Below are 14,957 nucleotides of genomic sequence, written 5' to 3' on the forward strand. Positions count from 1 at the left end.
GAAAGGTTCTGAAGTTGTACGAATGCAGGTACTATAATGGTATTATGGTGACAGGCTCTAAGCTTTTAAACAAAGAGCCACAAAAGCGGCTAGTGTGCCCCACAGCATTTTTAAGTGCTCTGGAGAGACGCTGAAGCTTGGTGAATGAACATAGCGATTTAAAGTGTCAATGGATATTATTGCCTCTGCTTGTTGCAGTTTTTTAAGTGCCCCGAGGTATTTTTTATCTATTTTATTTTTGATGTACATATCTTCAGCAACTTTTATTGCCTTACGCGCTAGGTTGTCATTGCGTTGAATGCTCGTTAATGGGGCGGATGTTATGTAGTTCTCGATAGAAAGCTCAATCAAAACGCGAAGTAGGACCGAAATAGCATTCTTATGATGGTCTAGTTCAAGTTTGAATTGAAGTTCTTCCCAAATTTCGTGATGGCGTTGGAGATGAGCTGTCCAAGTAATACCATAGTCCACTTCGGGAATTATATGCGGCCAGAATGTAAGCTTAACCTGACTCGGTTTCAGCGGCGCAAGGGGGGATGACGGCGCCGGGTTTGATGGAGTCTTTGGCTTTGATGCCGCTGTGGGAAGAACGCCTTCTTGGTCGAGGCGGTCAATGTATTCAAGTTTTGACTCAGTATCCCAAATATCTTCTAACGTAATATTTCGTGTAGCGAGGTCCGTTGCGACGCGCTGAAGTGCCTGAAGCGTCTTCTGTTCTTCACGTATAAAATCTAGCTTTCCTTTGCGAACAGAAATTCCTAGTCGATTGCGTAAGCTTTCCGCGGATAGCAAGCGATTCATATTGGATCGTGGAATCTTGCGGCTTGGCAACATGCTCGCCGCCTTAAGTAATTTCTCGATTTCGTCGGCTATATGAAGGCCATTGCCTTTTCCTGTTCGGATGACGAAGTTGTTCTTCATCCGATCATCCCAGTTGCTTTGTCCTATACCGCCTTGCACGCCTGTGTGGCGGCGAAAGAGGATATCGTCGACGCGGTCACGATCTGTCTCAACGCGGCACTCGATGCTCTCTGGGAATTTACCCTTCCATTGCTCTCGCAACTCGGAAAAGAATATCTGAAGCTCCACCGTAGGTGCTCGGCGCGGTGTGGAAAGCAATTTAAGGCATGTGGTGCGCCGATTGCCATCTGCAACGATGAATTTTTCTCCCGAGGGAAAAACAAGCGGTGGTTCGAAAATCTCGCCTTTAGAAACTAAGTCTTTGGCCAGATTGCGCATATGCTGCTCTTGCGATGCGAAGAGTTGCGCTATCGCGCCTGTTTCGTTCTCCAACTCGCCATGGCGATCGTTCGCTGGATTCACGACCAGCGAATTCAAGGGCACCTTCCGGTATCCCATAACGCTCCCCCCGTAACCAAATACCGTGCCGAATAAAGATGCACATCCGGCGGGATTTCGAAACCCCGAAGGGCAGGGGCGTTACTTTTATCGGAACGCGGACGAAGACTACTATCGACACAGACCTAGGTGATTCCGGATACCCCTAACTGCCATTGCGTTAGCGCTAGTAGAGTGATCGCATCCTTCACGGCATTCCCGTTACTACTCCGCCGCCTGCCTTGCCCCCTTGCCCTTCAACGGCCGCCGCTCCAGCACCTCCTTGAGGAAGCGCGCGGTGTGGCCTTTGCCGATCCGGACGATGTCCTCCGGCGTGCCTTGCGCCACGACCTCGCCGCCGCCGTCGCCGCCTTCGGGGCCGAGGTCGAGGACCCAGTCGGCGGTCTTGATCACTTCGAGATTGTGCTCGATCACCACCACCGAATTGCCCTGCTCGACCAATTCGTGCAGCACCTCCATCAGCTTGGCGACGTCGTGGAAATGCAGGCCGGTGGTCGGCTCGTCGAGGATGTAGAGGGTGCGGCCGGTGGCGCGCTTGCTGAGCTCCTTGGAGAGCTTGACGCGCTGCGCCTCGCCGCCCGAGAGCGTCGTCGCCTGCTGGCCGACCTTGACATAGTCGAGCCCGACGCGGGCGAGCGTCACCATCTTGTCGCGGATCGAGGGCACGGCCTTGAACAGGTCCTTGGCCTCCTCGACCGTCATGTCGAGCACGTCGGCGATCGAGTGGTCGCGGTACTTCACCTCGAGCGTCTCGCGGTCATAGCGCTTGCCCTTGCAGACATCGCAGGTGACGTAGACGTCGGGCAGGAAGTGCATCTCGATCTTGATGACGCCGTCGCCCTGGCAGGCCTCGCAGCGGCCGCCCTTGACGTTGAAGCTGAACCTGCCTGCCTGGTAGCCGCGCGCCTTGGCCTCGGGCAGGCCGGCGAACCATTCGCGGATCGGCGTGAAGGCGCCGGTATAGGTCGCCGGGTTCGAGCGCGGGGTGCGGCCGATCGGCGACTGGTCGATGTCGATGACCTTGTCGAGATGCTCCATGCCCTCGATGCGGTCATGGCTGGCCGGATGCTCGATCGAGCCGTTGAGCTTGCGCGCGATCGCCTTGTAGAGCGTGTCGATGATCAGCGTCGACTTGCCGCCGCCCGACACGCCGGTGATGCAGGTGAACAGGCCGAGCGGGATGTCGACCGTGACGTCCTTGAGGTTGTTGCCGCGGGCGCCGACGATCTTCAGGCTCCGGCCCTTCTGCGGCTTGCGGCGCTTGATGGGCACCGGCACGCTCATCTCGCCGGTGAGGTATTTGCCGGTGAGCGAGTTCGGGTCGCTGAGAATGTCCTGCGGCGTGCCCTTCGAGACGATCTCGCCGCCATGGATGCCGGCGCCGGGGCCGACATCGACGACATAGTCGGCTGTGAGGATCGCGTCCTCGTCATGCTCGACCACGATCACGGTGTTGCCGAGGTCGCGCAGGCGGCGCAGCGTGCCGAGCAGGCGCTCATTGTCGCGCTGGTGCAGGCCGATCGAGGGCTCGTCCAGCACATAGAGCACGCCGGTGAGGCCGGAGCCGATCTGGCTGGCGAGGCGGATGCGCTGGCTCTCGCCGCCCGAGAGCGTGCGCGAGCCGCGGGCGAGCGTCAGGTATTCGAGGCCGACATCGAGCAGGAAGGTCAGCCGGTCGCGGATCTCCTTGAGGATGCGCGGGGCGATCTCGTTCTGCTTATGCGACAGGCGCGAGGGCAGGGCGCTGACCCAGGCGAGCGCGTCCTTGACCGAAAGCTGCGAGATCTCGCCGATATGGCGCATGTCGATCTTGACCGCCAGCGCCTCGGGCTTGAGCCGGAAGCCGTTGCACGCCGCGCAGGGCGTCTCCGACATGAAGCGGCCGATCTCCTCGCGAGCCCAGTCGCTCTCGGTCTCCTTCCAGCGCCGCTCCATATTGGTGATCACGCCCTCGAAGGGCTTCTTCACCTCATAGGCGCGCAGGCCGTCATTATAGGCCATGCGCACGGCTTCCGTGCCGGTGCCGAACAGGATGGCGTCGCGGGCGCTCTGCGGCAGCTCCGACCAGGGCTTGGTGGTCGAGAAGCCGAAATGCTTGGCGAGCGCATCGAGCGTCTGGCCGTAATAGGGCGAGGTCGACTTGGCCCAGGGCGCGATCGCGCCCTTCTTCAGCGAGAGCGAGTGATCCGGGACGATCATCTCCGGATCGATCCGCATCTCGTGGCCAAGGCCGTCGCAGGCCGGGCAGGCGCCGAACGGATTGTTGAATGAGAACAGGCGCGGCTCGATCTCGGGGATGGTGAAGCCGGAGACCGGGCAGGCGAATTTCGAGGAGAAGGTGACGCGGCGGGCCTCGCCGTTCTCCTCCTTCTCGTCGGCATATTCGAAGACGGCGATGCCCTCGGCGAGGTCGAGCGCCTGCTCCAGCGAGTCGGCGAGGCGGGCGCCGAGATCGGGCCGGATGACGATACGATCGACCACCACGTCGATGTCGTGCTTGAACTTCTTGTCGAGCGCCGGCGCGTCGGGGATCTCGTAGAACTCGCCATTGACCTTGACGCGCTGGAAGCCGCGCTTCAGCCAGTCGGCCATCTCCTTGCGGAACTCACCCTTGCGGCCGCGCACCACCGGCGCGAGCAGGTAGCCGCGCGTCTTCTCCGGCAGTTCGACCAGCCGGTCGACCATCTGCTGCACGGTCTGGCTCTCGATCGGCAGGCCGGTCGCGGGCGAATAGGGGATGCCGGCGCGCGCCCAGAGCAGGCGCATATAGTCGTGGATCTCGGTGACGGTGCCGACGGTCGAGCGCGGGTTCTTCGAAGTCGTCTTCTGCTCGATCGAGATGGCGGGAGAGAGCCCGTCGATCTGGTCGACATCGGGCTTCTGCATCATCTCGAGGAACTGGCGGGCATAGGCCGAGAGCGACTCGACATAGCGGCGCTGGCCTTCCGCATAGATCGTGTCGAAGGCGAGCGAGGATTTGCCCGAGCCGGAAAGCCCGGTGAACACCACGAGCTTGTCGCGCGGGATCGCGAGGTCGATGTTCTTGAGATTGTGCTCGCGCGCGCCGCGCACCGAGATGACGCGGGCGTTCGGATCGGCCGCACGGTTGCGATCGAACATGTCTTCCAGCGTCGCGGCCTGTTCGGCGAGCGTGGTCTTGCGAGCCATGGTGGTGTCCGAATTGAGCTTAAGCCGTACAGATAGGGCAATCGCCGGGCCATGCCAGTGCGGCCGGGCGAGAGGCGGGCATGAGTAGCACGCAGCCGCCGATGTTGCCGCATTGTTCTTGTGGGGTGTGCTGACAGCGATTGTCAGGAGCGTGGCAGGCCGCGGAAGCGCCGCCGCAGCAGGATCGCCGAGACCAGCATGGCCAGCGCCAGCGTCCCGGACAGGATCAGCGCTGCCGAGGCGCCATAACGCTCGATCAGCAAGGCATAGGCGAGCGGCGAGGCAGCCGAGAGGAAGAAGCCGGGCGCCAGCAGGCGGCCGACATAGGCGCCATAGCTTTTCGGATCGAACAGCATCAGCGGCAGCGTGCCGCGCGTGATCGTCAGCACGCCGTTGCCGGCGCCGTAGCAGAATGCGAAAGCGAGCGCCGCAAAGGCACTCGCGCCGCCGGCGAGGCCGACGACGAAGCAGAGCGGCAGCACCAGGCAGGCGACGAGGTTGAGGTCGAACGGGCTGGTCTTCGCCCCGAACAGCACCTCGCCGAGCCGCGCCAGCGACTGGCCGATGCCGCGGGTCGAGCCGATCCAGACCGCGGCCGCGGCCGGCAGGCCGAGTCCCGCGAGGATGCCGATCATATGGGCGGACATGCCGGCATTGAGGATGCCCGCGAAGGTAACGATCAGCGCATAGAGCAGGCCGGCGAAGCGGGTATCGGCCGGGCTGAGCGTGACGACCGGCTTCGCGGCTGCGTCGGACAAAGGCCGCGCCGAGACGGTCGGCAGCGTCAGATGCAGCGGCAAGGTGAGCAGCGCGAAGCCGGCATAGGCGATCAGCGCGCCGCGCCAGCCGAACTGCTCGGCGAGCGCATGACCGAGCGGCCAGAACACGGTCGAGGCGAGGCCGCCGAGCAGGGTGATCTGGGCGATCGGCCGGCGCGCGGCGCCGCCGCCGATCCGGGCCAGCGCCGCGAAGGCGGCATCGTAGAGGCTGAGCCGCATGGCGAGGCCGAGGCAGAGCCAGGCGGCGTAATAGGCGGCGATCGTATGGGCAAAGGCGAGGCCGAGGCAGCCGACGGCGGTAAGCACCGAGCCCACGCACATCACGGTGCGGCCGCCATGGCGGTCGATCAGGCGGCCGACCGTGCCGGAGGTCAGCCCCATCACCAGCAGGCCGGCCGAGAGCCCACCATGGATGATCGCCTGCGACCAGCCGAGCTCGCTTGCGATCCGCTCGCCGAAGGCGCCGACCAGATAATAGGACACGCCCCAGGAGATGAGCTGCGCCAGCCCGAGGCAGAAGACGGTGCTGCGGGAGATCACCTTGCCGATCCGGCCGCCCAGGACTGCGGTGGGGCGCTGTCGCCGGGGCCGAGGCTGCGCTGCATCAGCACGGTGTCGACCCAGCGGCCGAACTTGAAGCCGGTCGAGCGCAAGGTGCCGATCGGCTCGAAGCCGAAACGGCGATGCAGGCCGATCGAGCCGGCATTGCCGCTGTCGCCGATATTGGCGAGCATCTGGCGCCAGGGCCCGGCCTCGCACCGGACGATCAGCGCGCCGAGCAAGCTGGAGCCGATCTTCCGGCCGCCGAGCCCGTCGGCGACATAGATCGAATCCTCGACGGTGTGGCGATAGGCCGGGCGAGGGCGATAGGACGTCGCATAGCTGTAGCCGACGATCCGTCCGCCCTGCTCGGCGGCGAGATAGGGCAAGCCGAGGCCGAGCACCGCCTGGCGGCGCCCCAGCATCTCCTCGACGCTCGGCGGCGTCTCCTCGAAGCTCGCGAGGCCATGCAGGACATGGTGGGTGTAGATCGCCTGGATCGCTGGCATATCCGCCTCTCGCGCATCGCGGACGAGGATGGGCGATGCCGTGTTTCCGGCGGATTCAGAAGTCGTCATTCCAGTCGTTCCGGCCCGATCGGGCCGCCTTTCCGTCCTGTCGGGGCGCCCGGTCAGCGCTTCCCGTCGCGTCACGCCGATATCGGCAAGCTGGTACTCGTCGAGCTCGCGCAGGGTCCGCAATTGCTGATAGCGCGATTGCTGGCAGGCGCCGACATAGTGTGCCGCCTCGCGCAGCATCTGTCGTCCCGCCCACCAGATCCCGCTCATCGCTCGCGTCCTGCCGCGGCCGGATTCTTCCCCGACCGCCAAGCCACCTTGCGCTTTGCCGTCTCATAAATGAAGCTTCTCGAAGTTATGCAGAGCATGAGAAATTCTTTGAGATGCGCGACCTTCGCCTCGATCAGCTCGACAGCTTCCGCCAGGTGATCGCGCTCGGCAGCTTCTCGGCGGCGGCCGAGCGGTTGGGCCTGAGCCAGCCGGCGGTCAGCCTGCAGATCCGCGAGCTGGAGCGCCGGCTCGGCACGGTGCTGATTGAGCGCGTCGGACGCCGGGCCCAGCCGACGGCGGCAGGCATGGAACTGCTCGACCATGCCGGGCGGATCGCGGCGGCGGTGGCGGCGGCGCAGGAGGCGATGGCGCGCCACGCGACCGGGGCGATGGGCCGTGTCCGGATCGGTACCGGCGCCACCGCCTGCATCTTCCTGTTGCCGCCCCTGCTGCGCGAATTGCGCCAGCACCACCCGACGCTGGAGATCACGGTCAGCACCGGCAACAGCGCCGATATCGTCAAGGCGATCGAGGACAATCAGATCGATATCGGTCTGGTTTCGCTCCCGGCTGCCGGCCGCAGCCTGCAGGTCACGCCGCTGCTCGACGATGAGTTCGTCGTGATCGCCCCGCCGGGCATGGACTTGCCGGCGCGATTGACGCCGGAGGCGCTCGCGCGCCTGCCGGTGCTGCTGTTCGAGCCGGGCGGCATCACCCGGCGCATCGCCGATGAATGGTTCGCCCGCTCCGGCGTGATGCTGAAGCCGGTGATGTCGCTCGGCAGCGTCGAGGCGATCAAAAGGCTGGTCGGAGCCGGACTGGGCTGCGCCATCCTGCCGAGCATGGCGGTGCGTGACGAAAACGACGGACTGATCGTTCGGCCGTTGTCGCCGCGCGTGCATCGCACGCTTGGCCTCGTCCTGCGCAAGGACAAGCCATTGCATCGCGGCCTGCGCGAAACGCTGAAGGCGTTGCGGGCGCTGGGCACGCTCGGCTGAGCGCTTTGCCTCCTGACAAGACCGGTCAGGCAAGCGGTCCATCTCATCCGCCGTTTGCGCACTGCCCATGATCCGAAAGCGGCGCTAAGGTTTTCGCCTGCCGGGCGGAACATTTCGCCCGCTTTCGCGCTTCGTGGACAGGCCGGAAAGTCAGGTGCCCTGATCGGGCACGGCAGCCAGCGGGGGATCGTCATGATGAAAGCCGTTCTGCGAGGGGCAGCATTGCTGCTCGGCCTCGGTCTCACCGCTCCCGGTTTCGCCTGCGAGCTCGACCGGCCGCTGAAGATGGCGGGGCTCGATTATGACTCCGCCGCCTTCCACACTGCCGTCGCCAGCGCCATTGCCGAGAAGGGCTTCGGCTGCAAGGTCGAGCGCGTGCCGGGCGTGATCGCGCCGCTGGTCAACGGTCTCGGCCGCGGCGATGTCGACATCGTCATGGAGATCTGGCTGGCGAACCCGGTCGAAGCCTGGGTCAAGGAAGCGGCCGCCGGCAAGGTTGAGCCGCTGGGCACGACCTTCCCCGATGCGACCGAAGGCTGGTTCGTGCCGCGCTATCTTGTCTCCGGTCCCGACGCCAAGGCGCCCGAGCTGAAATCGGTGCAGGACCTCAAGCGCTACAAGGAGCTGTTCACCGACCCGGACGAGCCGGGCAAGGGCCGCTTCTATAATTGCGTCGCGGGCTGGGTCTGCGAAGGCATCAACAGCAAGAAGCTCGTCGCCTACGGGCTCTCCGGCGACTTCACCAATCTCCGCGGCGGCTCGGGCGAGGCGATCGTCGCCGCCATCGAATCCGCCCTGAAGCGCAAGCGGCCGGTCGTGTTCTATTATTGGGGGCCGAGCTGGCTGCTCGGCGCCTATGATCTGGTCAAGCTCGAGGAGCCCGCCTTCGATCAGGCGATCTGGGATGAGCTCAAGTCGAGCGATGCGCCCAAGCGCGCCAGCGCCTACCCGGTGAGCCGCGTCGTCATCGGCGCGAATGTCGAGCTGGCGAAGAAGGCGCCGCAGCTCGCCGGCTTCTTCAGGAAGTACACCACCACCAGCGAACTGACCTCGAAAATGTTGGCCGAAGCTCGCGAGAAGGGCCAGTCGCCGGAGCAGCAGGCGCTCGTTTTCCTCAAGACCCAACCGGATGTCTGGAAGGCCTGGCTGCCGGCAGATATCGCCAGCAAGGTCGCGTCCGGCCTGTGACGCTCGACGGGCTGCCGGATCTCGGCAAGGCGCTGCAGAAGCTGGTCAACAAGGGCGTCGATGCCGTCGTCACCGGCTATGGCAGCGACCTCGACGGTTTCAGCAGGCTGCTGACCGCGCCGGTGCGCGGCGTCGAGGCGGCCCTGCTACTCGTCCCCGTGCCGGCCTTCGTCCTCGCCGTCGCTGCAGGCGCCTGGCTGGCGCGGCGCAGCCTCGGCTTCACGCTCGCCATGGCGAGCCTGCCGCTGGTGCTCGCCGGCCTCGGCGTCTGGACCGAGGCGATGCAGACCCTCGCGCTCGTCATCGTCGCGGTGGGGCTGGTCGTCATTCTCGGCCTGCCGCTCGGTGTCGCCGCGGCACGCCTGCCGCGTCTGGGGCGGGCGCTCGCACCAGTCTACGACCTGATGCAGACCATTCCGAACTTCGTCTATCTGATCCCGGTGGCGATGCTGCTCGGGCTGGGGCGGGCGCCGGCGCTGCTCGCGACCCTGATCTACGCCCTGCCGCCTTTCGCGCGGCTGACCGAGCTCGGCCTGCGCGGCATCGATATCGGCATGATCCACGCCGCCCGCGCGCTTGGGCTCGGGCCGTGGCAGACGCTCTGGCTCGTCGAATTGCCCTTGGCGCGGCCGGTTATCCTGCAGGGCCTCAACCAGGCGATCATGCTCTCGCTCGCCATGGTCGTGGTCGCCTCGATGATCGGCGCCAAAGGCCTCGGTGAAGTCGTGCTCCTCGGCCTGCAGCGCGCCGATCCGGGCCTCGGCTTCGTCGGAGGGCTCGCGGTGGTGGCGCTGGCGATCCTGCTCGACCGCATGGCGCAGGCGATCCTGCGGGAGCGGCGGCCGCCTGTGTGAGCTGCTGACGGATTCGGTCAGGACGATCGGTTGCGCCGCGTCCGTCGCTTGGGCAGGGTGCCGCCCGAAACGGGAGAGGGCCGCCATGTACGGGTTGATCGGGAAGATGCGGGCCAAGCCCGGCGAGCGCGAGGCGCTGATCGGTTACATCCTCGAGAGCAGCGGCGAGATGCCGGGCTGCCTGAGCTACATCGTTGCCCGCGATCCCGACGATGCCGATGCGATCTGGGTGACCGAGGTCTGGGACAGGGAAGAGAGCCACAAGGCTTCGCTCGCTCTGCCGGCCGTACAGGCGGCGATCGCCAAGGCCAGGCCGATCATCGCCGGCTTCGACAGCCATGTGATCACCGAGCCGGTCGGCGGGTTTGGTTTGACGAAGGGCTGAGGGCCGCGGACGCGGCTTCCGCTCGCGGGCCGCACGGTCTAAGACCCTCGCGACCGAGCCGCGAGCCTGCTATGACCCAATCCGCCCTGAGCAAACTCACCATCCTGCCGACGACGGCGGCGCTGACCGGCCGTGTCATGCCGCCCGGCTCGAAATCGATCACCAACCGGGCGCTGCTGGTCGCGGCTCTGGCCAGGGGCGCGAGCCGGCTGAGCGGCGCGCTGAAGAGCGACGACACCCGCTATATGGCGCAGGCGCTGCGCGACATGGGCGTCACGATCGACGAGCCCGACGCAACCAGCTTCATCGTCACCAGCGATGGGAAGCTACGGGCTCCGGCCAAGCCGCTCTTCCTCGGCAATGCCGGCACCGCGACCCGCTTCCTGACCGCCGCGGCAGCGCTGGTCGACGGCACGGTCGTGGTCGACGGCGACGAGCACATGCGCAAGCGGCCGATCCTGCCGCTGGTCGAGGCGCTCACGAGGCTCGGCGTCGCGATCACCGCGCCGAGCGGCTGCCCGCCGGTCACCATCCGGGGGCAGGGCGGATTCGAGGGCGGGCTGGTCGAGGTCGATGGCGGGCTCTCCAGCCAGTATGTCTCGGCGCTGCTGATGGCCGGCGCCTGCGCCCGCAATCCCGTCGATGTCGTGCTGACCGGCCAAGGAAACGATAGTCAGATCGGCGCGCGCGGCTATGTCGACCTGACGCTGGCGACGATGCGTGCCTTCGGCGCCGAGGTCTCCGAGCCGGCGAGCGGCGGCTGGCGGATCGCGCCGACCGGCTATGTCGCGACCGACTACCTGATCGAGCCGGACGCCTCGGCCGCGACCTATCTCTGGGCGGCGGAGGTGCTGACCGGCGGCGCGATCGATCTCGGCGTGCCGGCTTCCGCCTTCACCCAGCCCGATGCCAAGGCGCATGAGCTGATCGCCGCTTTCCCGAACCTGCCGGCCGAGATCGACGGCTCGCAGATGCAGGATGCGGTGCCGACGCTCGCCGTGCTCGCCGCCTTCAACCGCACGCCGGTGCGCTTCACCGGCATCGCCAATCTGCGCGTCAAGGAATGCGACCGCGTCGCGGCGCTGGCGCAGGGCCTGTCGCGAATCCGTGCCGGGCTCGGTGTGGAAGATGGCGACGATCTCCTCGTCGCCTCCGATCCGGCGCTGGCCGGCCAGACGCTGCCGGCCGAGATCGACACCTTCGCCGACCACCGCATCGCCATGAGCTTCGCGCTGGCGGGCCTTAAGATCGGCGGCGTCACCATCCTCGACCCTGCTTGCGTCGCCAAGACCTATCCGGACTACTGGCGCGCGCTCGGCTCGCTCGGCGCGCGCTTCGAAGGCGAAGTTCCGTAGGGCTTGCCGCGCGAGGCTCAGGCGGCTTCCTTCGCCGCTGCCGTCGACACTTCCCTGAGCTGTTGCTCCGCCGCGGCCTTGACCCGTTCCACGGCGGCGTCCTTGACCGGGCCATAGCCGCGAATGTCCATGGGCAGGGCGGCGATCAGCGCCAGCGCGTCCGGCCCGCGCGAGAGCAGCTGCGCCAGCAATTCGTCGAGCAACCCTTCGTACCAGCCGATCAGCGCGCGCTCCATCTTGCGCTCCGCCGTGTAGCCGAATGGGTCGAAGGCGGTGCCGCGCAGGCCCTTGAGGCGTGCCAGAAACCGCAGCGGCGTCTGGATCCACTGGCCGAAGCGACGCTTCAGCGGTCGCCCGCGCGCATCCTTTTCGCCGCCGAGGAAGGGCGGGGCGAAATGATAGTTCACGCTGAAGTCGCCCTCGAAACGTTGCTTCAGCTCGTCGAGGAAGCCGGTCTGCATGTGCAGGCGGGCCACCTCGTATTCGTCCTTGTAGGACATCAGCTTGAACAGCGAGCGGGCTACGGTCAGCGTGAGCGCTTCGCTGCCGAGCGGCCGCTCGGCGGCACGGACCTTGTCGACTCCAGCCCGGTAGCGCCGAGCCCAGGCCTCGTTCTGGTAGTCGGCGAGGAAGCGCTCGCGGCGGGCGATCACCTCGTCGAGGCTTTCCGTCTCGAAGGCGGGAGCAGCTGGCGCAAAGGCGGCCGGGTCCGCGGCTGCAAGACGCCCGGCGGCAAAGGCCTGCTGGTTGCGTTCGACCGCGACGCCGTTGAGGTCGATGGCGCGCTGCAGGGCGTCGAGCCCGACCGGGATCAGGCCTTGCTGCCAGGCATGGCCGAGCATGATGATGTTGGCGAAGACGGCATCGCCGAACAGTGTCTCGGCCAGCGCATTGGCATCGATGGCGCGGACGTTCCCGGCGCCCATCACCGTCTCGATCGCCTTCAGCCGGCGGCGCGTCGCAAGGTCGGCGTCGCGCTGGCGCACGATGTCGCCGGTCGGCATCTCCGCCAGATTGATGACTGCGCGCATGCCGGCGCGATAGGTCGCCGAGGCCTTGGGCGAGGACGACACGACGATATCGCAGCCGATCAGCGCGTCGGCCGCGCCGGTGTCGATGCGGACCTGATTGATCGCTTCGGGCGTTGCGGCGATCCGCATGAAGGAGAGCACCGGCCCGAATTTCTGGGCGAAGCCGGTGAAGTCGAGGACCGAGCTGCCCTTGCCCTCGAGATGGGCCGCCATGGCGATCAGCGCGCCGACCGTGACGACGCCGGTGCCGCCGACGCCGGTGACGAGCAGATCATAGGGCCTATCGAGCGCTGGGACGGTCGGCTGCGAGAGCAATTCGGCGCGTCCGGCGAAGTCGTCCGCGCTGGCTTGCCGCTTCCGGCGGGAGGCGCCCTCGACGGTGACGAAGCTCGGGCAGAAGCCGTCGAGGCAGGAAAAATCCTTGTTGCAGTTGGAGAGGTTGATCTGCCGCTTGCGGCCGAACGGCGTCTCCTTCGGCTCGACGCTGAGGCAGTTCGAGGCAACCGAGCAATCGCCGCAGCCCTCGCAGACGAGGTCGTTGATGACGGCAAAGCGCTGCGGGTCCTCCATCGTGCCGCGCTTGCGGCGGCGGCGCTTCTCGGTGGCGCAGGCCTGCTCGTAGATCAGCACCGAGACCCCCTTGATCTCACGCAATTCGCGCTGGACCGCATCGAGCTCGCGGCGGTGATGGATGGTCACGCCATTCGGCAGGCTGGCGGGTGCGAATTTCTCGGGCTGGTCCGAGACCAGCGCGATGCGCAGGACGCCTTCGGCCCGCACCTCCTGGGCGATCGCGTGGACGCTGATCGGCCCGTCCACCGGCTGGCCGCCGGTCATGGCAACGGCGTCGTTGAACAGGATCTTGTAGGTGATGTTCGCCTTGGCGGCGATCGCCTGGCGGATCGCCATCGAGCCGGAATGGTAATAAGTGCCTTCGCCGAGGTTCTGGAAGATGTGGCCCTTGCCGGTGAACAGCGAGGACGCCGCCCAGTTCACGCCTTCGCCGCCCATCTGGATCAGCGAGCTGGTCTCGCGGTCCATCCAGCTCGCCATGAAATGGCAGCCGATGCCAGCCAGCGCCTTCGAGCCCTCCGGCACCTTGGTCGAAGAGTTGTGCGGGCAGCCGGAGCAGAAATAGGGCGTCCGCGTCGCGCCCGGCACCTGGATCAGCCGGCTGGCCTCCGGCGCGAGCGCCGCGGCCCGCTCGCTGAGGCGAAGGTCCGGAAACAGCGCGTCGAGCCGTTTCGCCACGATCGGCGCGAGCAGGCGCGGCGAGAGCTCGCCGATCCAGGAGATCAGGCGATTGCCGTCCTCGTCGCACTTGCCGACCATGGAGTGCGGCTTATGGCCGGGATAGTCGTAGAAATACTCCTTGAGCTGGCTCTCGATGATGCCGCGCTTTTCCTCGACGACTAGAATTTCCGCCTTGCCGCGCACGAACTCCAGCGCCGCCCGCCGCGCCAGCGGCCAGACCATGCCGACCTTGTAGATGTCGATGCCATGGCTGCGGCAGGCCTCCTCATCCAGGCCAAGCAGGCGCAGCGCCTCCATCAGGTCGAGATGCGCCTTGCCGGTGGTGACGATGCCGAAGGAGGCATCGGGAATGTCGTAGATGCGCCGGTCGATCGGGTTCGCCTCGGCGAAGGCGAAGACGGCCATCTTCTTGGCCTCCATCCGCTCCTCGATCTGCGGACCCGGGAGGTCCGGCCAGCGATAGTGCAGCCCGCTGGCCGGCGGCGTATAGTCGGGGGTGTTGAACCGGCGCGGCGCCGGCAATTCGACAGACTGGCCGCTCTCGACCGTCTCCGAGATCGCCTTGAAGCCGACCCACATGCCGGAAAAGCGCGACAGCGCGTAGCCGTACTCGCCGAAGGCGAGGTATTCGGCGATCGAGGCCGGGTTCAGCGTCGGCATGAACCAGGCCATGAAGGCGACGTCCGATTGGTGCGGCATCGACGACGACACGCAGCCATGGTCGTCGCCGGCGACGACCAGCACCCCGCCATGCGGCGAGGAGCCATAGGCGTTGCCGTGCTTCAACGCATCGCCGGCGCGGTCGACGCCCGGGCCCTTGCCGTACCAGAGGCCGAAGACGCCCTGCACTGTCCGGTCCGGATTGGTCTCGACCTGCTGCGAGCCGAGCACGGCGGTGGCGGCGAGGTCCTCGTTGACGGCCGGCAGGAACTCGATGCCGAGCTGCTTCAGGAGATCCCCGGAGCGCCAGAGCTCGAGGTCGACGCCGCCGAGCGGGGAGCCGCGGTAACCGGAGATGAAGCCGGCCGTGGAGAGGCCTGCCGCGCGATCGCGCCGGGCTTGGTCGAGCGCGATCCGCACCAGCGCCTGGGTGCCGGTCAGGAAGACGCGGCCGGTGCTGCGCGAATAGCGGTCGCTCAGCGCATAGTCGGCGAGCGGGCCGGTTGGCGAGATAGCGTTCATGGCATGGGCCTCCCGGCAATGTCTTGCGGGAAGTTTACGCCTCACCCTCTGGAAAGGTTTGTCTCGTTTACCGGTT

The 14,957-nt window shown here is 66.0% G+C and carries 10 protein-coding genes and 1 pseudogene; 5 read left to right on the forward strand and 6 right to left on the reverse strand.

Annotated elements, in window-relative coordinates; genetic code table 11:
• Positions 1–57 precede the first annotated feature (57 nt).
• The 5 genes and pseudogenes from GV161_RS21950 to GV161_RS31370 all read right to left on the reverse strand — a co-directional run.
• Positions 58–1,344: a hypothetical protein gene (locus GV161_RS21950; RefSeq protein WP_244624045.1), complete on the reverse strand. Its 1,287-nt coding sequence runs from the start codon at positions 1,342–1,344 to the stop codon at positions 58–60.
• 219 nt (positions 1,345–1,563) lie between these two features.
• Complete coding sequence (gene uvrA / locus GV161_RS21955) at positions 1,564–4,479, reverse strand: excinuclease ABC subunit UvrA (RefSeq protein WP_152014921.1); 2,916 nt, start codon at positions 4,477–4,479, stop codon at positions 1,564–1,566.
• Positions 4,480–4,670: 191 nt separating this feature from the next.
• The gene (locus tag GV161_RS21960; RefSeq protein WP_152014289.1) at positions 4,671–5,846 is read right to left on the reverse strand and encodes an MFS transporter; all 1,176 of its coding nucleotides are present in this window, start codon (positions 5,844–5,846) and stop codon (positions 4,671–4,673) included.
• Positions 5,843–6,424, reverse strand: coding sequence for a GNAT family N-acetyltransferase (locus GV161_RS21965; protein WP_244624103.1), 582 nt, complete (start codon positions 6,422–6,424; stop codon positions 5,843–5,845). The genes GV161_RS21960 and GV161_RS21965 overlap by 4 nt, the downstream gene beginning before the upstream one ends.
• Positions 6,425–6,493: 69 nt before the next feature.
• Positions 6,494–6,634: pseudogene (locus tag GV161_RS31370) on the reverse strand (DUF1127 domain-containing protein); the annotation flags it as partial.
• 113 nt (positions 6,635–6,747) lie between these two features.
• Between GV161_RS31370 and GV161_RS21970 the strand changes: the two are divergent.
• The 5 genes from GV161_RS21970 (at position 6,748) to GV161_RS21990 (ending at position 11,414) form a co-directional block, all read left to right on the forward strand.
• Positions 6,748–7,632 (forward strand): LysR family transcriptional regulator, encoded by an 885-nt coding sequence (locus GV161_RS21970; RefSeq protein WP_152014291.1) that lies wholly within the window; start codon positions 6,748–6,750, stop codon positions 7,630–7,632.
• A 192-nt stretch (positions 7,633–7,824) separates the two neighbouring features.
• Entirely contained in the window at positions 7,825–8,820 is a 996-nt protein-coding gene (locus tag GV161_RS21975) for an ABC transporter substrate-binding protein (RefSeq protein WP_201303043.1), read from the forward strand.
• The gene (locus GV161_RS21980; RefSeq protein WP_244624046.1) at positions 8,817–9,674 is read left to right on the forward strand and encodes an ABC transporter permease subunit; all 858 of its coding nucleotides are present in this window, start codon (positions 8,817–8,819) and stop codon (positions 9,672–9,674) included. The genes GV161_RS21975 and GV161_RS21980 overlap by 4 nt, the downstream gene beginning before the upstream one ends.
• Before the next feature lie 85 nt (positions 9,675–9,759).
• Entirely contained in the window at positions 9,760–10,059 is a 300-nt protein-coding gene (locus GV161_RS21985) for a putative quinol monooxygenase (protein WP_152014293.1), read from the forward strand.
• A 71-nt stretch (positions 10,060–10,130) separates the two neighbouring features.
• Positions 10,131–11,414, forward strand: coding sequence for a 3-phosphoshikimate 1-carboxyvinyltransferase (locus tag GV161_RS21990; RefSeq protein ID WP_152014294.1), 1,284 nt, complete (start codon positions 10,131–10,133; stop codon positions 11,412–11,414).
• A gap of 17 nt (positions 11,415–11,431) precedes the next feature.
• Here the strand turns inward: GV161_RS21990 and GV161_RS21995 are convergent, their stop codons facing one another.
• Positions 11,432–14,881, reverse strand: coding sequence for an indolepyruvate ferredoxin oxidoreductase family protein (locus GV161_RS21995; protein ID WP_152014295.1), 3,450 nt, complete (start codon positions 14,879–14,881; stop codon positions 11,432–11,434).
• Positions 14,882–14,957: the final 76 nt, after the last annotated feature.

This window comes from Bosea sp. 29B (assembly GCF_902506165.1).
Classification (GTDB): Bacteria; Pseudomonadota; Alphaproteobacteria; order Rhizobiales; family Beijerinckiaceae; genus Allobosea.

Bases quoted from the DNA above. Each gene is read 5' to 3' on its own strand.
- uvrA (WP_152014921.1), bottom strand. From the start codon at position 4,479: ATGTTCGATCGCAACCGTGCGGCCGATCCGAACGCCCGCGTCATCTCG.
- GV161_RS21965 (WP_244624103.1), bottom strand. From the start codon at position 6,424: ATGACGACTTCTGAATCCGCCGGAAACACGGCATCGCCCATCCTCGTC.
- GV161_RS21970 (WP_152014291.1), top strand. From the start codon at position 6,748: ATGCGCGACCTTCGCCTCGATCAGCTCGACAGCTTCCGCCAGGTGATC.
- GV161_RS21975 (WP_201303043.1), top strand. From the start codon at position 7,825: ATGATGAAAGCCGTTCTGCGAGGGGCAGCATTGCTGCTCGGCCTCGGT.
- GV161_RS21985 (WP_152014293.1), top strand. From the start codon at position 9,760: ATGTACGGGTTGATCGGGAAGATGCGGGCCAAGCCCGGCGAGCGCGAG.
- GV161_RS21990 (WP_152014294.1), top strand. From the start codon at position 10,131: ATGACCCAATCCGCCCTGAGCAAACTCACCATCCTGCCGACGACGGCG.
- GV161_RS21995 (WP_152014295.1), bottom strand. From the start codon at position 14,881: ATGAACGCTATCTCGCCAACCGGCCCGCTCGCCGACTATGCGCTGAGC.